At 35.5% G+C, this 20,259-nt stretch carries 18 protein-coding genes; 12 read left to right on the forward strand and 6 right to left on the reverse strand.

All coding sequences use genetic code 11. The features are described from left to right. Positions 1 to 42: 42 nt before the first annotated feature. From arsC to prfB, 3 genes are all read right to left on the reverse strand, one after another. Entirely contained in the window at positions 43 to 384 is a 342-nt protein-coding gene (gene arsC, locus MR062_RS12065) for an arsenate reductase (glutaredoxin) (protein ID WP_242204588.1), read from the reverse strand. Beyond that, a complete protein-coding gene (locus MR062_RS12070; protein WP_242204590.1) occupies positions 381 to 1,001 on the reverse strand; it encodes an HAD family hydrolase in 621 nt (206 codons plus the stop codon). Before MR062_RS12070 ends, arsC begins: the two co-directional genes overlap by 4 nt. Continuing rightward, a protein-coding gene (prfB, locus tag MR062_RS12075) for a peptide chain release factor 2 (RefSeq protein ID WP_242204592.1) occupies positions 1,002 to 2,112 on the reverse strand; the annotation gives its coding sequence in 2 pieces (ribosomal slippage) (positions 1,002 to 2,048 and positions 2,050 to 2,112; 1,110 coding nt in all). 477 nt (positions 2,113 to 2,589) lie between these two features. Between prfB and MR062_RS12080 the strand changes: the two genes are divergently transcribed. The 5 genes from MR062_RS12080 to MR062_RS12100 all read left to right on the forward strand — a co-directional run bounded on the left by MR062_RS12080 (position 2,590) and on the right by MR062_RS12100 (position 6,838). Then, positions 2,590 to 3,612, forward strand: a complete 1,023-nt coding sequence (locus tag MR062_RS12080) for a threonine aldolase family protein (protein ID WP_242204594.1) — start codon at positions 2,590 to 2,592, stop codon at positions 3,610 to 3,612. Between the two features lie 262 nt (positions 3,613 to 3,874). Further along, on the forward strand, positions 3,875 to 4,414 hold the full coding sequence (locus tag MR062_RS12085) for an RNA polymerase sigma factor (RefSeq protein ID WP_242204596.1): 540 nt from the start codon (positions 3,875 to 3,877) through the stop codon (positions 4,412 to 4,414). Next, positions 4,414 to 4,956, forward strand: a complete 543-nt coding sequence (locus MR062_RS12090) for a hypothetical protein (RefSeq protein ID WP_242204598.1) — start codon at positions 4,414 to 4,416, stop codon at positions 4,954 to 4,956. Before MR062_RS12085 ends, MR062_RS12090 begins: the two co-directional genes overlap by 1 nt. Then, a complete protein-coding gene (locus MR062_RS12095; RefSeq protein ID WP_242204599.1) occupies positions 4,940 to 6,025 on the forward strand; it encodes a DUF4097 family beta strand repeat-containing protein in 1,086 nt (361 codons plus the stop codon). The genes MR062_RS12090 and MR062_RS12095 overlap by 17 nt, the downstream gene beginning before the upstream one ends. Positions 6,026 to 6,187: 162 nt before the next feature. After that, the gene (locus tag MR062_RS12100; protein ID WP_242204601.1) at positions 6,188 to 6,838 is read left to right on the forward strand and encodes a hypothetical protein; all 651 of its coding nucleotides are present in this window, start codon (positions 6,188 to 6,190) and stop codon (positions 6,836 to 6,838) included. Between the two features lie 310 nt (positions 6,839 to 7,148). On the opposite strand, the gene MR062_RS12105 is transcribed toward MR062_RS12100, so the two are convergent. Then, positions 7,149 to 7,472: a YbaB/EbfC family nucleoid-associated protein gene (locus tag MR062_RS12105; protein ID WP_242204603.1), complete on the reverse strand. Its 324-nt coding sequence runs from the start codon at positions 7,470 to 7,472 to the stop codon at positions 7,149 to 7,151. A gap of 75 nt (positions 7,473 to 7,547) precedes the next feature. On the opposite strand from MR062_RS12105, the gene MR062_RS12110 reads away from it, so the two are divergent. The 3 genes from MR062_RS12110 to MR062_RS12120 all read left to right on the forward strand — a co-directional run bounded on the left by MR062_RS12110 (position 7,548) and on the right by MR062_RS12120 (position 12,286). Beyond that, complete coding sequence (locus MR062_RS12110; protein WP_242204605.1) at positions 7,548 to 9,686, forward strand: S9 family peptidase; 2,139 nt, start codon at positions 7,548 to 7,550, stop codon at positions 9,684 to 9,686. An 82-nt stretch (positions 9,687 to 9,768) separates the two neighbouring features. Beyond that, the gene (locus tag MR062_RS12115) at positions 9,769 to 10,806 is read left to right on the forward strand and encodes a PLP-dependent cysteine synthase family protein (RefSeq protein ID WP_242204607.1); all 1,038 of its coding nucleotides are present in this window, start codon (positions 9,769 to 9,771) and stop codon (positions 10,804 to 10,806) included. A gap of 220 nt (positions 10,807 to 11,026) precedes the next feature. Continuing rightward, complete coding sequence (locus MR062_RS12120) at positions 11,027 to 12,286, forward strand: aminotransferase class I/II-fold pyridoxal phosphate-dependent enzyme (RefSeq protein WP_242204610.1); 1,260 nt, start codon at positions 11,027 to 11,029, stop codon at positions 12,284 to 12,286. Between the two features lie 65 nt (positions 12,287 to 12,351). Here MR062_RS12120 and MR062_RS12125 read toward each other — a convergent pair whose 3' ends face one another. Next, positions 12,352 to 13,473, reverse strand: coding sequence for a GTP cyclohydrolase (locus tag MR062_RS12125; RefSeq protein ID WP_242204612.1), 1,122 nt, complete (start codon positions 13,471 to 13,473; stop codon positions 12,352 to 12,354). A 10-nt stretch (positions 13,474 to 13,483) separates the two neighbouring features. Continuing rightward, the gene (locus MR062_RS12130; RefSeq protein ID WP_242204614.1) at positions 13,484 to 14,482 is read right to left on the reverse strand and encodes a transporter; all 999 of its coding nucleotides are present in this window, start codon (positions 14,480 to 14,482) and stop codon (positions 13,484 to 13,486) included. A gap of 224 nt (positions 14,483 to 14,706) precedes the next feature. Here MR062_RS12130 and MR062_RS12135 point away from each other — a divergent pair, with 224 nt between their 5' ends. From MR062_RS12135 to MR062_RS12150, 4 genes are read left to right on the forward strand one after another with little or no spacing between them, the layout of a single operon-like run. Continuing rightward, positions 14,707 to 14,991 carry a DUF4834 family protein gene (locus MR062_RS12135; protein WP_242204617.1) on the forward strand — a complete coding sequence of 95 codons (285 nt, stop codon included), beginning with the start codon at positions 14,707 to 14,709 and terminating at the stop codon, positions 14,989 to 14,991. A 29-nt stretch (positions 14,992 to 15,020) separates the two neighbouring features. Further along, entirely contained in the window at positions 15,021 to 17,438 is a 2,418-nt protein-coding gene (locus tag MR062_RS12140; protein WP_242204619.1) for a YfhO family protein, read from the forward strand. 19 nt (positions 17,439 to 17,457) lie between these two features. Next, a complete protein-coding gene (locus MR062_RS12145) occupies positions 17,458 to 18,738 on the forward strand; it encodes a glycosyltransferase (protein ID WP_242204621.1) in 1,281 nt (426 codons plus the stop codon). Beyond that, a complete protein-coding gene (locus MR062_RS12150) occupies positions 18,738 to 20,192 on the forward strand; it encodes a lipopolysaccharide biosynthesis protein (protein ID WP_242204623.1) in 1,455 nt (484 codons plus the stop codon). Before MR062_RS12145 ends, MR062_RS12150 begins: the two co-directional genes overlap by 1 nt. Positions 20,193 to 20,259 lie beyond the last annotated feature (67 nt).

Here is a 20,259-nt window from a genome sequence, read left to right on the forward strand (position 1 = left end):
GAGCATTATACCTTTGTGTTACGTATACCAGTAAAGTAAAAGCTAAATAATCTCCAAAATGCGTTCCGGTGGCCTGCCCACAACGGCTTTGTTCCCGTTTACAACAATGGGGCGCTCAATAAGCTTAGGGTTTTCTACCATGGCATTAATGATTTCGGCATCGGTTAGCGCTTTGCCCTTGTAGTTTTCTTTCCAAATGGCTTCATTCTTCCTAACCAAATCCATAGGTTTTATACCTAGTGTTTTAATAAGGGCTTCCAGTGCTTTAGCCGAAAGGGTTTCTTCTAAATATTTTACGGTTTCAAAAGATTTTCCAGAATCTTCCAGTATTTGCAAACCTTGTCTGGATTTAGTACAACGCGGATTGTGGTATATGGTTATCATGGTAATAGAATATTGTATTGTTTTAAATCGCTTTTTAACTGTTCGGCGGTTTTAAATTGTATGCTGTTAATGTTCAGGTTTTTAGCTGCTTGGATGTTTCTTTGGTTGTCATCTATAAACAAAGCATGCTGTGGCGTGATGCCAAACCTATCTAAGGTGAGGTTATAAATCTCATCAAAAGGTTTTCTGGTATTTTCTTCACCTGAAACCACAATACCTTCAAACCAATGTAAAAACTCAAACTTTTTTAGAGCAATAGGAAAGGTTTCTGCACTCCAATTGGTCAATGCTACCACTTTGTAACTGCCCGAATCCAGCAATTCCTTTAAGATGTCCACAGTGCCTTCAATGGCATTGCCTAGCATGTCTACCCATCTACCATAGAACATTCGTATTTCGGGTTCATACTCTGGAAATAGTGCAATGCGCTCTTGGGTTGCTTTTGCCATAGGATAGCCTGCGTCTTGGTTTTCGTTCCAATCGCTGGTACAGATGTTATCGAAAAACCATTGCATTTTTTCCCGATCGTTATTAAACACATCAAGAAAAACATATTCCGGGTTCCAATCTATAAGAACGCCACCTAGGTCGAATATAATCGTATCTATTTTGATCATCTATAGGGTACTTGTATCTTCTTGTTTTTGTCCCATCATCATGAGATAGGCTTTTAAAAATGGGTTGATATCTCCATTCATGACGGCATCGACATTGCCTGTTTCGTAATTGGTCCTTACATCTTTAACCAGTTTGTAGGGATGCATCACATAGTTGCGTATTTGGCTGCCCCATTCAATTTTCATTTTACCGGCTTCAATATCGTCGCGTTGCTCTAATTGTTTTTGCAATTCGATTTCATACAACTGCGATTTTAGCATTTGTAAGGCACGGGCCCTGTTGTCGTGTTGCGAGCGTGTTTCTGAGCAGGAAATTTGTATGCCAGTTGGTTTGTGCGTTAACTGCACTTTGGTTTCTACTTTATTTACGTTTTGTCCGCCAGCACCACTAGAGCGTGCTGTAGTGATTTCAATATCGGCTGGGTTGATTTCAATTTCAATAGTGTCATCAACCAACGGATATACATAAACGGAAGCAAAACTTGTATGGCGTTTGGCATTACTATCAAAAGGGGAGATGCGCACCAGTCTGTGTACGCCATTTTCGCCTTTTAGCCAGCCAAAGGCAAAGTCGCCTTCAATTTCCAAGGTAACCGTTTTTATACCGGCTACGTCACCTTCCTGGAAGTTCAGCTCTTTAACTTTATACCCACTTTTTTCGGCAAACATCAAGTACATGCGCATAAGCATACTGGCCCAATCACAACTTTCGGTACCACCGGCTCCAGCAGTAATTTGTAGTACGGCACTTAAGCTATCTCCTTCGTCCGATAACATGTTTTTAAACTCAATATCTTCGAGCAGGGTTGATGTTTTTTCGAACTGTTGTTCTACTTCTTCGATACTGGATTCTCCTTCTTTATAAAATTCATAAAGAACATCCAGGTCTTCGGCGAGTACTTTAACTGTATTGTAATCTTCCACCCATTTTTTCTTAACACGAAGTGATTTCATAATGGCTTCGGCCGTTTTGGGATCGTCCCAGAAGTTGGGATCGAAGGTTTGCTCTTCTTCGTTTTGTATTTCTATAAGCTTGGCATCTATGTCAAAGATAGTGCCTTAGTTTGTCAAGGCGGGTATTGAGATCTTTAATTTGATCGGAGGTTATCATAGTAGTATTTAATTTATGAACAAAAGTACATGAATTTTTTTCATTTAAAAATTAACCAATGCAAATGAAAAAAATTAGCTGAACCACTAATGAGATTGGTTGATTGTAAGCTATTAATCGTTTGGTGACGTCTTACTTGAGGCTATGTTTTGGCTTAATTGGTGAATTTTTTGGCTCGGCATGCACGTTCTTTGCGTTAGGGATTGAGGCATTGTTGGAGCTCCCTGCAAGGAGCGACTGCCGAAAGCCCGGCCCTTAGGCAACGCCCAAATTTTTGAGCTATTGGCACTCTGTTTCAGGGTTGGTAGTGACATTAGCGCAAGTGCTTACAAGCGATAGTATGGATCAAAAAGAAGGATGGTGTTTTTTGTTATACACTAAGAAACTTAGTTTTTTCACAGAAGAAAAATAGGATTTATGCCTTTAGCAGAAAATAATATGCCATAATTTTATAGTTTTACCATTAAACAATTCATTATGATTATAGACCTTAGGAGCGATACGGTAACCAAGCCTTCCAAAGCCATGCTGGAAGCCATGATGGAAGCTCAAGTTGGTGATGATGTTTTTAGGGAAGACCCCACGGTAAACCTGTTGGAAGAGCGTATAGCCCAGATGTTTGGTAAGGAACAGGCCTTGTTTTTTCCCAGTGGGACTATGGCCAACCAAACAGCGATTAAGCTACATACTGCCCCGGGGGAGCAAGTGATTTGCGATAAATACGCCCATATTTATAATTATGAATCTGGCGGGGCTTCGTTTAATAGTGGTGTTTCCTGTAAATTGATTGATGGTAATAAAGGCACGTTTACGGCTCAGCAGGTCGTAGAGGCTATTAACCCTCAAGAGTATTGGTATGCCAAGACGAGTTTGGTGGAAATTGAAAATACCACGAATAAAGGCGGCGGGGCTTGTTGGGATTTTAATGAGATTTTGAATATTAAACGGGTATGTGATGAACACAACCTAAGGTTCCATCTTGATGGTGCACGTTTATGGAATGCTTTAGTGGCAAAAAATGAAACTGCAAAGCAGTATGGCGAGGTTTTCGATACCATTTCGGTGTGTTTAAGTAAGGGCTTAGGCTGTCCTGTAGGTTCTGTTTTGATAGGAGATGCAGCTGTTATGGATAATGCCATTAGAATACGAAAGGTCTTTGGGGGCAATATGCGACAAATAGGGTATTTGGCAGCAGCAGCTTTATATGCGCTGGACCATCATGTGGAAAGGTTAGCAGAGGACCATAAAAAAGCCAAGGAAATAGGAGAGGTGCTTACTAAATCGTCGGGCATAAAAAAGGTTGAGTCTATAGAAACCAATATTGTTATTTTTGAATTAAATGATGATGTCGACGACAAAGCTTTTTTTAATAATCTTGCTCAAAAAAATATCCATATTATTGGTATGGGCGGAGGCAAGCTCCGTATGGTAACCCATTTGGATTATACCGACGCTATGCACGAAACACTTCTGAAAGTTTTGCAAAGCATGCCTTTATAAAAACATAATGTGTGGTTTGATTTTGGTTTGAAATTTATTTTATGGGAATTGTAATCATCTTTTTTTAATACTCCATAGCTAAAGGCTAAATAGAATAGTTTTCCTTTAGTAGTAACAATGTCTATTGTAAGATTAGTTCAAGACTTTAAATTGAAGTAATATTTTTTAGTAAACTATGCAACCCTTCACTTTTTTGTTTGTCTATAGTAATAGATAAAAACCCAAAAGTATTTTTAAAATTATTATAGCAAGCTAAATTTAATTGGACCCCAACATCTTATATACCCATAGAGAGCTTATAGAAAACAGTAAGCTTGGCGATAAAACAGCCCAGTATAATTTATATATAAAGTATGTTGATGCCATGTACAATATTGCTATGCGCATGGTAAAAATTAAAGAAGATGCTGAAGATGTGGTACAGGAAAGTTTTATAGAAGCCTTTAAAAACCTATCATCCTTTAGATACGAAAGTACATTTGGCTCTTGGTTAAAACGTATTGTGGTGAACAAAAGTATTAATCATTTAAAATTGAGGAAAATTCCAATTGTTCCTTTTGATAGCGAGACATTTTGCATTAAAGATAATGAGGTTTGTGAGGTTCCGGAAATGGATATAAAAAAAGTAATTAAGGGAATTGGATTGTTGCCTGCAGGATTTCAGCAAATAATTAATTTGTACTTAATAGAAGGTTACGATCATGTAGAGATTGGAGAGATTTTAGGAATTTCGACATCTACTTCAAAGTCGCAATACCACAGAGGAAAGAAAAAATTAGTTGAAATAATAAATAGACTATAATGGATGATTTTGAAAAAAGCATAAAAGAAAACCGGATCCTTTTTGATGAGCATAAAGCAGACAAATTAAAGCTTTGGGCTAATATTAATGAGGCATTAGAAGCTCAAAAAAATCGTTCCAAAATAATAACGCTATGGAAGACATACACTTTTAAAGCGGTGGCAAGTCTTGTAATTGCTTTTGGGATATTTACTTCGATAGGCATTGTTAAAACGCATAGCAATCAGCAAAAAGTGGTTTTTAACCAAGAACTAACCGATATAGATAAGCATTATAAAGTATTGGTGGCCAATCAAATAAATCTTGTGAACAAATCCAATAAATTATCTGCACAAGAAAAAAAAGAATTCTTATCCTTTATGGATGAGTTAGATGAGGAATACCAAATGTTAAAATTGGAGTTATACAAAAATTTGGATTCTGAGCGTGTTTTAGAAGCTATAGTAATTAATTACAGAAAACGAATTGAGTTAATAGAGAACTTATTAAGGCAGATCAATAGTTCGACAAAAACAAACAATGACCATGAATATATTTTATAAAAAATCAATAGTGCTTTCTATGTTAATGGTGAACTTTTTAGTGTTTTCCCAAGAAACATTAACAAAAAAGATTGAGAAGAAATATGAAATATCAAAAACTGGTGAGTTATACTTAAATAATAAATATGGCAATATTAACATTAATGGATGGGATAAAAGCAATGTGGTAATTACTATAGACATAAAGGTAACAAGTAAAAAGAAAGATAATGCAAAAGCTCTTCTAGACCGTATAGAGCCTAAGTTTAGAGCAACCACTAACTATGTAAGTGTTATTTCAGAAATAACAGAAAAGCATACAAGCTTCCTGTCCAGGTACTTTAATTTGTTAAACCCCTTTGAATTAGATAAAACCAATATGGAAATAAACTATACGCTATATCTACCAAAAAGCATGGACATTGTAGTGGAAAATAAATTTGGGGATGTTATTATAGAGCATTGGGCAGGTAAGTTAAAAGCCAATGTGGAGCATGGCGATTTATGGATTAGCGAGCCTATAATGAATATCTATGCAGATATGTTATTTGGGAAGCTTAGAGCAAAGTCTATAGCACACGGTGCCATAAATTTAAAAAACGGTAATATAGAAATTGATGAATCCCAAGATTTGATATTAAAAACAAGTGGCACCAATATTAAAATAGACAAAGTGGAAAACCTAAAAATAGAGTCCAGTAAAGATGAAGTTGTAATAGATTACTTAGAAAATATAGAAGGAGACGTTAATTTTTCTAATATGCAAATTAATGAAATGGATAACAATATTGACCTAAAAATGAAGGTTACAGATTTTAGGGTCTTAAAAATGAATCAACCAGATGCTACAGTAAATATAAATCAGGAATCATCAGATATAAGCATAAACGTATCTGGGCTTTCTTTTAAATTCAATGCCACTTTAGAAGAAGGTTTACTAAGGCTTCCAAAAACCTTTAAAAAAATTAAAAGCAAAATGGTTATTGATAAAGGAACGCGAATTAGGAATATTAAGGCAACTTATGGGGTGCAACCTAAAAGTACATTTTCTTTTACGGGTAAAAAGGGCATTATAACCTTAAAAGAGTAGTGTGCCATATAACAAACTGCCCTGAGGCAAAACTTCAAAAGCGATTAAACTCTTATAGATTGCCCAGAAAAGAAATCAAAACATTTTTCAATATAATTTCAAATTAATGCAACCAATTAATTTTTGAGTTGTCTTTAGTAACATACAATCAAATCAAAAAACATGCATCAAATTAAAATCGTATTTATTTTATTTTTATTAGGCTTTATACCTTATGTTAAAGCACAAGAACCTGAAGATTATATTGAGTTTAACGACCGTAAGAATACCGTTCATGGCGTGTATCTTGGGCTTTCCACTTATTATGGTAAAATTAAAAAAAAGGATACCTATTCTGCTAGTTTAAAGATTGCCTATGTAGCCAATCAGCAATTTGAAATTGGTTTTGAGGGAATTACACTTTATTCAGATTTTAATAATCAAGGCCTTTCCGACAGCAATAATGATCTGGTAGCACTCTATGGAGGCTTACATTTAGAGCCCATTCTATTTAGCAAGTCTAAACTTAACTTATCATTCCCTTTACTTGTAGGTGGTGGGGCAGCTGCCATATTAGAAGACCACACTAATGACTATATAATCGATCATGAGGATTGGGAGGCTGTTTTTGTTTTAGAACCAGGTGTTAATCTATTATTTAATTTGAATAGATATGTGCAATTAGAAGCAGGAGTTAAACACAGATTTTCCAGTAGGTTGAGTTTCAATAATTCTCCAATATCAAGAATCAACGGGTTTTCTGTAGGCCTAGGAGTAAAAGTAGGCGTGTTTAATATGGGTAGGAATAGATATAAAAAAAAGAATCATGTGTAATAGACAAAAAACAAAATTAAATGCACAGTTTGTGTTTTCCAATGACAATCAAGTCTTAATAAACTCTAGCAATAATAGAGAAGAATGGTATCCTATAAACTTTCAGTGGATACCGGTAATAAAACTCCATGAAAGTATGGAAGATAACTGTTCTTAATCAAAACAGTTTTTAAGCAAACGCTTCAACTTATTAAAAATCAATCAAAAACGAACAAATGGCTTTATGTAATAGTTGGAGTGTTATTGTCTCGGCCATATAAAATAAAAGTTCTCATGTTTTGAGAACTTTTATTTTTCATGAATTTACCTGTTACTTAAACATATCCATGCCAGGAATATTGGGTAGCCCTTCCTTGGCTACTGCTGCCAATTCTGCTTCATTGATCTTGGTTGCTTTTTCAATGGCCTTATTCAAGGTAAGGATCAAATAATCTTCAAGTTGTTCTTTGTCTTCCAATAAATCATCATCAATATCAATAGCTTTTATGGTTCTATTAGCGGTTAAGGTTATTTTAAGCTTACCATCGTTGCTCGCTTCATCAACTAAAACAGCGTCCAGGCGCTTTTTCGTAGCTTCTACTTTCTTTTGGGCTTCCTTAAGTTTACCCATCATATTCATCATATCTCCAAACATACATTCAAATTTTATCGTTAAAAAGGCAAATTTATTATAATCCGAAAAGAAATTGGTTGTATTTTACAAGGAAAAATGAAAAACAGCTTAATTATTCTGTCTCTAAGTTTTACTTTTGCCGTTTCCTGCAAAAAAGATAAACCTATGGATGAAAATATGATAGACATAAAAGCTCCGGTAGCTAAAAAAATTCCTGAGCAACTAAAGATTCATAATGACATTAGGATAGATAACTACTACTGGCTTAATGATAGAGAAAATGAAGATGTTATAGCCTATTTGAATGCCGAAAACGACTATACCAAACGTATGATGCAGCATACCGAAGGGTTTCAAAAGGCACTTTTTGAGGAAATGAAAGGTAGAATTAAGGAAGATGATACCACAGTGCCTTATAAATTAAATGGCTATTGGTATTTAACACGCTATGAAACAGGTAAGGATTATCCTGTTTATGTCCGTAAAAAAGACAGCCTAGAAGCTCCCGAAGAAATTCTTTTCGATTGTAATGTTATGGCCAAGGATCATGCCTATTTTAATTTGGGAGGTATTTCCATAAGTCCAGATAATACCATGGCGGCTTTTTCTACTGATATTGTTAGCAGGAGGCAGTACACTATTCAAATAAAAAATTTAATTACTGGAGAGTTGTATCCAGACAAGATTACAAACACTACAGGAAGCGCCACATGGGCAAACGATAACAAAACCCTGTTTTATTCTAGGAAAGATGAAGTGACATTAAGGTCCCATAAAATTTTCAAGCATACTTTAAATACTAATGAGACAGAAGATGCAGAGGTTTATCATGAGGCAGATGAAACGTTTAACACGTTTGTTTATAAAACCAAATCGCGAAAATATATAGTTATTGGATCTTCAAGTACTTTAACTACAGAGTATCGTTTTCTTAATGCAGATATGCCTAATGGGGAATTTAAAGTATTTCAAGAGCGTACACGGGAATTGGACTATAGTATATCTCACTATGGAGACCATTTTTATATTATAGCCAATAGTGATGGCGCCACCAATTTTAAGCTTTTAAAAACGAGTGAGCTACAAACCGAAAAAAAATATTGGGAGGAACTCATACCACATCGTGAAGATGTTTTAATTGAAGACATTGAAATTTTTAAGAATTATCTTGTAGTTAATGAGCGTGAAAATGGTTTAAACCGATTACGCATTATAGGTTGGAACGGAGAAGAAGATTATTATATGCCCTTCAACAGCGAAACCTATACAGCATATATAGGCAATAACCCCGATTTTGATAGTGAGGTATTGCGATATGGATTTAACTCTCTAACGACCCCGAGTGCGGTTATTGATTACAACTTAAAAACGAAAACAAGTGAAATTAAAAAAGAACAAGAAGTACTAGGAGGAACGTTTAAAAAAGAAAATTATGAATCCAAGCGTATTTGGGCCACTGCAAGGGATGGCGTTAAGATTCCTATATCGCTAGTGTATAGAAAAGGGATTAAGTTGGATGGAAATAATCCTTTGTTGCAATATGCCTATGGCTCTTATGGTTCTACAATAGACCCATCATTTTCCAGTATACGGTTAAGTCTATTGGATCGTGGTTTTATTTATGCCATAGCACATATTAGAGGTGGTGAGTATTTGGGGAGGCATTGGTACGAAAGTGGTAAGTTGTTAAGCAAGAAGAATACATTTACAGACTTTATAGACTGCTCAAAATATTTAATTGAACAAGGATATACTTCAAAAGACCATTTGTATGCTTACGGTGGATCGGCGGGAGGATTGCTAGTGGGAGCTGTAATCAATATGAATCCAGAGTTGTATAAAGGCGTTTTGGCAGCAGTACCCTTTGTAGATGTAGTCACAACCATGTTAGACGACTCTATACCATTAACCACCGGAGAATATGACGAATGGGGGAATCCAAATGATAAGGATTACTATCATTATTTGAAATCGTATTCCCCATACGACAATGTAGAAGCCAAAAATTACCCTAACATGTTGGTAACAACAGGGCTTCATGATTCCCAAGTGCAATACTGGGAGCCGGCCAAATGGGTAGCTAAATTACGAGAGCTAAAAACAGACAATAATAAGTTATTACTGCATACCGATATGGACTCTGGGCATGGAGGGGCTTCAGGGCGTTTTGAAAGCTTAAAAGAAGTGGCTTTGGAATACGCATTTTTACTAGATTTAGAAGGAATTACCCACTAATAAAAAAAAATGTGCTATTTTTGCAAGGTTTTAAGGTTGTCGTAATTTTGCTTAGGATTATAGCGGCTATTAAAAGTAATCTATGAAACATAAAAATCAAGTTTTTGATAATGTCTTAGATTTAGTAGGTCATACACCTCTTGTAAGACTTAATAAATTTACTGCAGACTTCAAGGGGAGTTATTTTGCAAAAGTTGAATCTTTTAACCCAGGTAACTCATCAAAAGACCGCATTGCTCTTTATATTATTGAACAGGCCGAAAAGCAAGGTATATTAAAACCTGGCGACACCATTATTGAAACTACCTCTGGTAATACGGGGTTTAGTATTGCAATGGTTAGCATTATTAAAGGTTACGATTGTGTATTGGCTGTAAGTTCAAAGTCTTCTGCAGATAAAATAGATATGCTAAAGACCATGGGGGCCAAAGTTTATGTGTGCCCAGCCCATGTAAGTGCCGACGACCCGAGGTCCTATTATCAAGTGGCAAAACGCTTACATGAAGAAATAAAAGGCTCTGTCTATATCAATCAATACTTTAATAAATTAAATATTGATGCACACTACAAAAGTACAGGTCCAGAAATATGGGAACAGACCAATGGTGAAATCACCCATTTAGTAGCCTGTAGTGGAACAGGAGGAACTATTTCTGGTACGGCAAGATATTTAAAAGAGCAAAATCCAAATATTAAGGTTATAGGTGTAGATGCTTTTGGTTCGGTTATTAAAAAATATCATGAAACTAAAGAGTTTGATGAAAATGAGATTTATCCTTACAGGATAGAAGGTTTAGGGAAAAATTTAATTCCTACTGCTACAGATTTTGATATTATTGATGATTTTGTGAAAGTTACAGACGAAGATAGTGCACATACTGCCCGAGCTATTGCTAAAACAGAAGGCATGTTTGTGGGGTACACTTCGGGTGCTGCAATGCAAGCTATAAAACAGTTAAATGAACAAGGTGAATTTAAAAAGGGTGATAAGGTAGTTGTTATTTTTCCCGATCATGGTTCACGTTACATGAGTAAGGTATACAGTGACAAATGGATGAATGAGCAAGGGTTTTTCGATAGTATCAACGAAGCTGCAGAGAGCATTCAGTATATAAAATAATTGAGATATTCAATTACCAGAAGAGGCAACATTTATTGTATCAGCAGTATGTTGCCTCTTTTTTGTTTTATCTGTAATTGTGTATTAAAAAATTATGCTCAAACCATTTAAATATTTAATTTTGCAAGCTGAACCAAGGTCTTAAGTTTTTTACTTACATCATAACGTTAAAAGTATTATTAGCTTTGCCTTAAATTAATAGCATTAACATTTAGAATAAATGAGAGATTTATTTGATAAGATTTATAAAGATAAAGGGCCATTAGGAAAATGGGCTTCCCAAGCTGAAGGTTATTTTGTTTTTCCAAAATTAGAAGGAGAAATATCAAATCGCATGAAGTTTCAAGGAAAGGAAGTAATTACTTGGAGTATTAATGATTATTTAGGCTTGGCCAATCATCCTGAAGTACGAAAAGTTGATGCCGAAGCTGCCGCCCAATATGGTTCAGCTTATCCAATGGGTGCAAGAATGATGTCTGGTCACACAGACTTACATGAAAAGCTTCAGAACGAATTGGCTGCATTTGTTAATAAACAAGCTGCTTATCTTTTAAATTTTGGTTACCAAGGAATGGTGTCTACTATTGATGCTTTAGTAGCCAAAGACGATATTATTGTTTACGATGTTGATGCCCATGCCTGTATTATTGATGGTGTGCGTTTACATATGGGCAAGCGTTTTACCTATAAGCATAATGATGTAGAAAGTTTAGAGAAAAATCTGGAGCGTGCCACTAAAATGGCAGAGCAAACAGGAGGAGGTATCTTAGTGATTTCTGAAGGGGTTTTTGGAATGCGAGGCGAACAAGGCCGATTAAAGGAAATCGCTGCACTTAAAAAGAAATTTAATTTCAGGCTGTTTGTTGATGATGCCCATGGTTTTGGAACCCTAGGTGCTACTGGAGCTGGAACAGGAGAGGAGCAAGGTGTTCAAGACGAGATAGATGTCTATTTCGCTACGTTCGCTAAATCTATGGCTAGTACAGGAGCATTTATTGCAGGAGACCAAGAAATTATAGATTATTTAAAATACAATTTGCGTTCACAAATGTTCGCTAAATCATTGCAAATGCAGTTGGTTGTTGGTGCACTTAAACGTTTGGATATGTTAAAGACCATGCCATCGTTAAAGCAAAATCTTTGGACAATTGTTAATGCTTTACAATCTGGATTAAAAGCAAGAGGTTTTGATATTGGAACAACACAAAGTTGTGTGACTCCAGTATATTTAAAAGGAAGTATTCCTGAGGCTATGGCCTTGGTAAAAGACCTTAGAGAGAATTATGGAATATTTTGTTCTATAGTGGTTTATCCAGTAATACCTAAAGGATTAATTCTATTGAGAATGATCCCTACAGCAACACATACGTTACAGGATGTAGAAGATACACTGGATGCTTTTGATGCCATTAGAGATCGTTTAGATAATGGTACCTATAAGCGTTTGTCTGCAGCAGTTATGGCTGCTATGGGTGAGTAATGAAAATTAAAAATATAGCTTATAAAAAAAACCGATTCAAATTGAATCGGTTTTTTTATTTTTTATTAAGCAATATCTTTTCTATATGTTTTTCGGCGTTTATAAACCTTTGGCCCAAAATGCTTCCATATTTGTTGTATTGCTATATTGTCCTCCAACTCTGGGGTTCTATAGCAAGTTTGAATGCCTTTTTCGCTAAACACCTTGTAATATTCATTGAAAATAACGGCATGCACACCTTTATGTTGAAAATCTGGACGGATACCAATTAAATAAAAAATAACATCCTTGCCATTTTTTTTGGCCTGTAAAATATGCTTAAAACCTAAAGGGAACAATTTTCCTTTAGCTTTCTGCAAGGCTTTAGAGAAACTAGGCATAACAATGGCAAAACCGATTAGGTTATCGTCTTTGTCCATTACAAATTTAATGTATTCCGGGTTAACAAAACTTATGAATTTCTCTTTGAAATAGGCTTTTTGGATATCGTTAATCGCCACAAAAGAAGATAGTGCTGCATAGGTTTCATTGAATAAATCGAACATTTTATCCACATATGGCATAACATCTTCTGTCTTATTGAAGTTCAATGCTCTTAACTGATAGCGTTTTTTAATAAGTTCGTTGGCCTTGGCAAAAGTATCTGGATTTACATTCTTAAAATCAAACTTACTCTCTATATATGATTTTTCCACCTTATAACTTGCAGTTTCATAGTGCTTAACATAGTAGGGGTGGTTGTACCAGGTTACCATCGGGCCTACCTCGTCGAAACCTTCTGTTAGCACACCTACTTTATCTAAATTTGAGAATCCTACGGGACCTTCAATATACTCTAGATTGTTTTCTCTCCCTATTTCTTCCACTTTGTTCAAAAGTGTTTGGGAAACTTCTGGATCATCGACAAAATCAAACCAGCCAAAGCGCATCTTTTTCTGATTTTGCTCTTTAACTTCAATCCAATTAATAATAGCTACAATCCTGCCAACTATTTCGTTATTCCTGTAAGCTAAAAACAAACGTGCTTCAGCATCATTAAAAACTGGATTTTCCTTTTTGTCGAAAGTTTTCATTTCCTGGCTTATTATTGGAGGAACCCAGTATTTAGAGTTTTTATATAACTTAAACGGAAACTTAACAAATGCTTTTAAGTCCTTCTTATTGTTTACTTCTTTTAGTGTAATCATATATGTTTGCCTAGTCAAAATCTACTGTATCTCTTTTTTGTCTTTTATTAGTAGATGTGGTGTTTTTAGTCTTATTTCGTCTGGCTTGCCTTTTGCCTTCTTCTTTTGCTGAACCTCCATTGTCTATGTGTTCTGATTCTTTATCCTGATGAAAGTCAAAACGATAGGAAGCTCCTAAATTAACACCAAATACAGCAGGAGTGTCTTTGGTGTTGAATGTTATTGCGGTATCCAATTGAAAATTTTTGCTCCACAGGTAGGCGCCTCCAAACCGAAATAAATTATCGGCATAAAAGTCACTTTTAATGCCTTGGGTCTCACCAAAGACAACCCATTGTGGACTGAAGGAGTGCGTTAATGTGAGGATATATTGAAAATCGGATTGATCCGTTCCTATTCTATCCTTGATCAAATTCATTACAAATACCCATCCGCCAGCAAAATTGTTTTGTGTGGCGATCATAATCTTTGGACTGAAACCTTCTATGCCTGCAGCAGTATACGGATTATTCTCAGTATCATAATTAACCCCTGCGTATACTGATACTGCTGGGATTAACGAGCTCCATTTAAACCTATGGTTAGCCTTCCAGCTATAAAGGTTTGGCTTATCATCTGCATTTTTATAAGGATCATAAACTAAATATTTAGCTCCTAAAGCGACATGTTTAAAATTAGAACGATCTTCTTCAAAAGGAATACTGGAAAAATAGGTTTTGGTGTCGTTTTGGTAGGTTCCTTCTATATTAAGTTCCAATTCTTCCCATAGCAAACCATAACGGGCTGCAAAATCAACACCAAACCCAGAAACTTCGGTTCTTAAGGCGGGTGTCCTTTTTTCGTTTATTAAGTATGGCCCCACCTCTAATTGCAACACATTGGTGCCTACCGAAAAAGCGCTTCTGGAAACACCGGGCCTATTCGAGTTTATAACATCTGTATATTGAGCGAAGGATAATGTGCTTATGGTCAAACACATGATCATAATAGTAGATTTGATAGGCTTCATAATTAATATGTTAGATGATATCTTGCGGTATCTTGGTTAAATTTACTTAATAATAGGTTCTCAAAAGTACATGAATTTTTTCATTTTGAAAATTAGCAAAAGCCAAATAAAAAAATCTCTTAAACTAACCACAGGCATACCAAGGGCAGATATTTTATGGTTTTTTTATCATTTATAAACGGTTTTTAAACCTACAGAATTGTATTTTTGTAAAAAATAAGTTTATGTTACAGCAAGCTTCTGCAACTGGATTAGTAAGGATGATACTTATTATTCTGCTTATCTATTTCGGAATAAAAATTATATCCCGCTTACTAAGTCCGTTTTTAATAAAGTATGTGTCCAAGAAAGCGGAACAACGCTTTGGTGAACAGTTTGGCCAATTCCAAAGAAATGCCCAGCAAGAAAAACCAAAAAAAGAAGGGGAGGTCACTATTGATAAGATGCCCAATACGAAAACATCCAATAAAGATGTAGGAGACTATGTGGATTACGAAGAAATTGATTAATTTCACGACCATAGTTTTAAAATACATCTATGCCGTTATCTGTTAAAAAAAATCTTCCGCACTTATTTGTTATACTAGGTTTTATAATTGTTTCCCTGGCCTATTTTAACCCAGTTTTAAAGGGCAAGTCTATTTTTCAGAGCGATATCATGCAGTATATTGGCATGTCTAAACAGCAAACTGAATTTAGGCAAGCGACAGGAGAAGAGACTTATTGGACCAATAGTGCCTTTGGTGGCATGCCTACCTATCAGCTAGGGGCAAAATACCCTCATAATTACATTAAAAAACTTGATTTAGCACTTCGGTTTTTACCGCGTCCGGCAGACTACTTATTTCTTTATCTGTTAGGATTTTATGTCTTGATGCTCGTGCTGAAGGTGAACTATAGATTTGCTATACTGGGCGCATTGGCATTTGGTTTTTCAACCTATTTAATTATCATCTTGGGCGTAGGGCACAACAGCAAGGCGCACGCTATAGCATACATGCCTATGGTGTTGAGTGGCATTATATTAACCTTTCGGCGAAAATATATATTAGGCTTTTTGTTGACCACAATAGCGATGGGCTTGGAGTTGGTGGCTAACCATTTTCAAATGACCTATTACCTGTTGTTATTAGTTGTTGTTTTGGGCTTAGCTTATTTAGTTGATGCTTATAAAAAGCAAGTATTGCCAGATTATTTTAAGTCAATAGGTGTTTTAGCCATAGCAGTTACTTTGTCTGTAGCGCTAAATGCTACGGGAATTTTGGCCACCCAAGAGTATGTTAAGGAAAGCTCTAGGGGTAAGAGTGAATTGACCATTGCCCCAGATGGTTCACCAAAAATCCCAACCAATGGCTTGGATAAGGACTATATCACCCAATATAGCTATGGTTTTTTTGAATCGTTAAATTTATTTGTGCCAAGGCTTACAGGAGGTGGTAATGGCGAAAACTTAGGGAAGGATTCCAATACTTATGAAGCTTACAGAAAATTAGGGGCTTCTCCCAGTCAGGCATTAGAGGCATCAAGGCATGCGCCATTGTACTGGGGAGACCAGCCCATAGTGGAAGCTCCGGCTTATGTAGGAGCTGTTATTATCTTTTTGTTTGTGCTAGGCTTGTTTTTAGTAAAAGGACGATTAAAATGGTGGCTTGTTGGAGGAACTATAGTTTCATTATTATTGTCTTATGGTAAAAATCTAGAGTCTTTAACCAATTTCTTTATCGATTATGTGCCGTTGTACAATAAGTTTAGGGCCGTAACTTCAATTCAGGTTATATTAGAACTATGCATTCCTGTTTTAGGTATTTTGGGGCTAACGCGTTTATTTAATAATTCTGAAAAACAAGATGAAAAGCTAAAAGCAATAAAATATACTGCATTTATTACTGGTGGCGTAGCGGTTTTGTTATTATTGCTTAAATCGTCTTTTGATTTCGCTGGCGTTAATGATGCCTTTTACCGTCAAAATTATGGACAAGCCTTTATTGATGCTATTAAAGCAGATAGAAAAGCTGTTTATACTACTGACGTTTTACGTTCTTTGATTTTGATTTTATTTTCAGCTGGCCTTGTTTTTGGCTATTTAAAAAATAAAGTGAAGGAAAAATGGGTAATTATTGGTTTTGGCGCACTTATTCTTTTTGATTTGGTAGGTGTTGACAGGCGTTATGTGAATAATGCTGATTTTGTGCCGTCATTCCAGGTAAACAACCCTTACCAAATGAATGAGGCCGATAAAGCTATCGATAAAGACACAACCCACTTTAGGGTCTTTGATGTGGCTTCATCGGGGGCAAGGGCGTCTTATTTCCATAATTCACTAAATGGTTACCATGCGGCTAAACTCAGGCGTTACGAAGAAGTGTTCGATTTCTATATAACACAGAACAACAGAAATGTGTTGAACATGCTCAACACGAAGTATATTATTGCGCAGGATGAAAAAGGTAACGTCATTAACTACCTAAATGAAGATGCTAATGGCAATGCCTGGTTTGTGAAATCTTTGGAACGACTAAATTCAGCAAACGATGAAATATTGGCATTGGATAGTTTGGACACTAAAACCAAGGCGGTTTATACAGTTTCTAAGTTAGAAAAAACAAAAGACTATAGAAGTACTTTTGTTGTAGATTCTACAGCATCCATCAAGCTAACCGAACATCGTCCAAATTATTTAAAGTACCAAACCAATAACACCAACGACGGATTTGCGGTGTTTTCTGAGATCTATTATGGAAATGGTTGGAAAACGTTTATCGATGGGGAAGCATCTAATCATATTCGCGTGAATTATACTTTGCGGGGTATGGGAATTCCAGCAGGTAGCCATACTATAGAATTTAAGTTCGATCCGGATGTGGTTAAAACAGGAAGCAAAATCACTTTAGCTAGCTCTATTTTATTTTGTTTGTTGCTGTTAGGAGGCTTGTTTTATGAATTTAAAAGGAATTAATTTACGTTCCTCCAAACAGATGGGTAAAAAAAAAGTTTTAATCATTACATACTATTGGCCACCAGCAGGTGGGCCTGGAGTACAACGTTGGTTGAAATTTGTAAAGTACCTGCCCGATTTTAATATAGAGCCCATTGTCTATATTCCTGAAAATCCAAGCTACCCGTTAATTGATGAAAGCTTGGCTTCAGAGGTTTCAAAAGATATAATTGTTTTATGCCAACCCATTAAAGAGCCTTATAGGTTAGCGGGAATCTTTTCCAAAAAAACATCCAAGACTATTAGCAAAGGCATTATATCTGAAAAAAAGAGGCAAGGTTTTATAGAAAAACTAATGCTCTATATTCGGGGTAATTATTTTATTCCAGATGCCAGGATAGGATGGGTAAAGCCTTCGGTTACATTCCTTTCAAAATATATACGGGACAATAATATAGAAACCATTATCACTACAGGGCCACCGCATAGCCTACACCTAATAGGGTTACAGTTAAAAAGAACAACAGGAGTGAGGTGGCTGGCCGATTTTAGGGACCCTTGGACGACTATAGGTTACCATAAGCACCTTCGGTTAACCAAAAGGGCACAGCTAAAGCATAAAGCTATGGAACGCGAAGTTTTAAATTCGGCAGACCAAATTATTGTAACGAGTGAAGTTACCAAGACGGAGTTTGGAAATATTAGTGATAAGCCCATTTCTGTTATCACCAATGGCTATGATTATGAACCACTAACCGATTTTTCTTTAGACAAAAAGTTTACCTTGTCCCATATAGGGTCTTTATTATCAAAGCGAAACCCAAAAGTATTGTGGCAAGTTTTATTCGATATTTCCCAGGAAAACAAATCATTTGCCAACGACTTTCAATTAAATTTGGTTGGCGCTGTGAGTGACGATGTACTTAAATCAATTGAAAATCATGGTTTAAGCGATTATATAAATAAAGTAGGTTATGTGTCGCATAAAGAATCTGTTAAGCGTCAGAAACAGTCTCAAGTTTTGTTGTTAATTGAAATAGATTCCGAAGACACTAAAAGCATTATTCCTGGGAAATTATTTGAATACATGGTTTCCAACAGGCCTATTATTGCTTTAGGTCCAAAAGGTTCGGATGTAGAGCGCATCATCAAGAAAACCAATACAGGGCATTATATGTTATATACGGATTATGAAGCCTTAAAAACGGTTGTTTTAAATCATTACGAAGCTTATAAAACAGGAAGTTTGCAATCTCATGCTATAGGCTTACAGCAATACAGCAGAAAATCCTTAACCGAAACGCTATCTAAATTACTATAATGGGAGTTGTTGTTTCACAGTCAATAAAAAATACCATCGCCACGTACATAGGCTTTTTGATAGGGGGGATTAATGTGCTGTTTTTATTCACCAACTTCTTAAGTGATGCTTATTTCGGACTTATCCAATATATATTTTCAACAGCGGCCATTATGATGCCACTTATGGCGTTTGGTGTACATAATACCTTGGTTAAATTTTACTCGTTGTTTAAAACACGGCAATCCCAAAATAGTTTTTTAACCTTAATGTTAATTTTGCCGTTATTTATAGCCATACCCTTTGGGCTAATTGGATATATGTGTTTTAATACCATTAGCGATTGGTTAACTTCTGAAAATGAGATTATTAAAGATTATATATGGTTAATCTATATTTCAGCTGTGTTTTTTGCTTACTTCGAAGTGTTTTATGCTTGGAGTAAAGTACAAATGCGAAGTGTATTTGGCAACTTTATGAAAGAGATTTTCCATAGGCTAAGCACTACTGTTTTATTGTTTGCCTTATATTTTGAAATACTGACTGTTAACCAATTAATTTATGCTTTAGTTATGGTGTATTTTATACGCACGGCAGCTATGGCACTGTATGCTTTTAGCTTAAGGTTTCCTAAAATAAGCTTTAGAAGGCTATCCAATGTTTCTTCTATTTTGAAATATTCAGCACTAATTATTATAGCGGGATCTATAGCCAGTGTTATTTTGGAGATCGATAAATTTATGATAGGGCATTATATTAAAATTGAAAATGTAGCCTATTATGCCGTTGCCATTTATATAGCTAGTGTTGTTGGGGTACCTTCACGTGCTATGCACCAAATAACATACCCTTTAACAGCTAAATTACTGAATGAAAAAAATAGTGTTGAACTGAAGTTGTTATACCAAAAAAGCTCTCTAACACTGCTAATCGTTAGTGGTTTGATATTCTTATTGATTGTATTGAATATTAATGAACTCTACTTTTTAATTCCTGAAAAGTTTAGAGGTGGTATTGTTGTTGTCTTTTTAATTGGCTTGGCAAAACTTTTTGACAATGTATTAGGCAACAACAATGCGATACTATTTAATAGCGACCATTATAGAATGGTTTTGGTTTTAGGGGTGGGTCTAGTTATAATAACTGTAATATTAAATGCTATATTCATACCTAAATATGGCGCTATAGGTGCTGCCTATGCTACGTTTATATCAGTTATAACGTATAACATATCTAAAGTGATTTTTGTGAATCATTGGTTTAATATATTACCTTTTACGATTAATACATTAAAGGTGTGTGTGCTTATAGCCTTGTTTTTTTGCTCATTTTATTTTTGGGATTTTCCTTTTCATCCCATTATTAACATTCTTTTGAAGTCTGTAATTATAAGCACACTTTATATGCTTTTGGTATTGTATTTTAGACTTTCGGATGATATCACTTCCACTATGAAAAAAATCATCAAATTTTAAGAGACTACAAGCAAAAAGAAAACCCCACGATGTTGCTTTGAGGCAAACTTATCGCAGGGCTTTCCAA

The organism is Aestuariivivens insulae (assembly GCF_022662195.1).
In the GTDB taxonomy this organism is placed as follows: Bacteria; Bacteroidota; Bacteroidia; order Flavobacteriales; family Flavobacteriaceae; genus Aestuariivivens; species Aestuariivivens insulae.

Coding starts and splice junctions, on each gene's coding strand:
- arsC (WP_242204588.1), bottom strand. CDS start 384: ATGATAACCATATACCACAATCCGCGTTGTACTAAATCCAGACAAGGT.
- MR062_RS12070 (WP_242204590.1), bottom strand. CDS start 1,001: ATGATCAAAATAGATACGATTATATTCGACCTAGGTGGCGTTCTTATA.
- MR062_RS12080 (WP_242204594.1), top strand. CDS start 2,590: ATGATTATAGACCTTAGGAGCGATACGGTAACCAAGCCTTCCAAAGCC.
- MR062_RS12090 (WP_242204598.1), top strand. CDS start 4,414: ATGGATGATTTTGAAAAAAGCATAAAAGAAAACCGGATCCTTTTTGAT.
- MR062_RS12095 (WP_242204599.1), top strand. CDS start 4,940: ATGAATATATTTTATAAAAAATCAATAGTGCTTTCTATGTTAATGGTG.
- MR062_RS12100 (WP_242204601.1), top strand. CDS start 6,188: ATGCATCAAATTAAAATCGTATTTATTTTATTTTTATTAGGCTTTATA.
- MR062_RS12105 (WP_242204603.1), bottom strand. CDS start 7,472: ATGTTTGGAGATATGATGAATATGATGGGTAAACTTAAGGAAGCCCAA.
- MR062_RS12110 (WP_242204605.1), top strand. CDS start 7,548: ATGAAAAACAGCTTAATTATTCTGTCTCTAAGTTTTACTTTTGCCGTT.
- MR062_RS12115 (WP_242204607.1), top strand. CDS start 9,769: ATGAAACATAAAAATCAAGTTTTTGATAATGTCTTAGATTTAGTAGGT.
- MR062_RS12120 (WP_242204610.1), top strand. CDS start 11,027: ATGAGAGATTTATTTGATAAGATTTATAAAGATAAAGGGCCATTAGGA.
- MR062_RS12125 (WP_242204612.1), bottom strand. CDS start 13,473: ATGATTACACTAAAAGAAGTAAACAATAAGAAGGACTTAAAAGCATTT.
- MR062_RS12130 (WP_242204614.1), bottom strand. CDS start 14,482: ATGAAGCCTATCAAATCTACTATTATGATCATGTGTTTGACCATAAGC.
- MR062_RS12135 (WP_242204617.1), top strand. CDS start 14,707: ATGTTACAGCAAGCTTCTGCAACTGGATTAGTAAGGATGATACTTATT.
- MR062_RS12140 (WP_242204619.1), top strand. CDS start 15,021: ATGCCGTTATCTGTTAAAAAAAATCTTCCGCACTTATTTGTTATACTA.
- MR062_RS12145 (WP_242204621.1), top strand. CDS start 17,458: ATGGGTAAAAAAAAAGTTTTAATCATTACATACTATTGGCCACCAGCA.
- MR062_RS12150 (WP_242204623.1), top strand. CDS start 18,738: ATGGGAGTTGTTGTTTCACAGTCAATAAAAAATACCATCGCCACGTAC.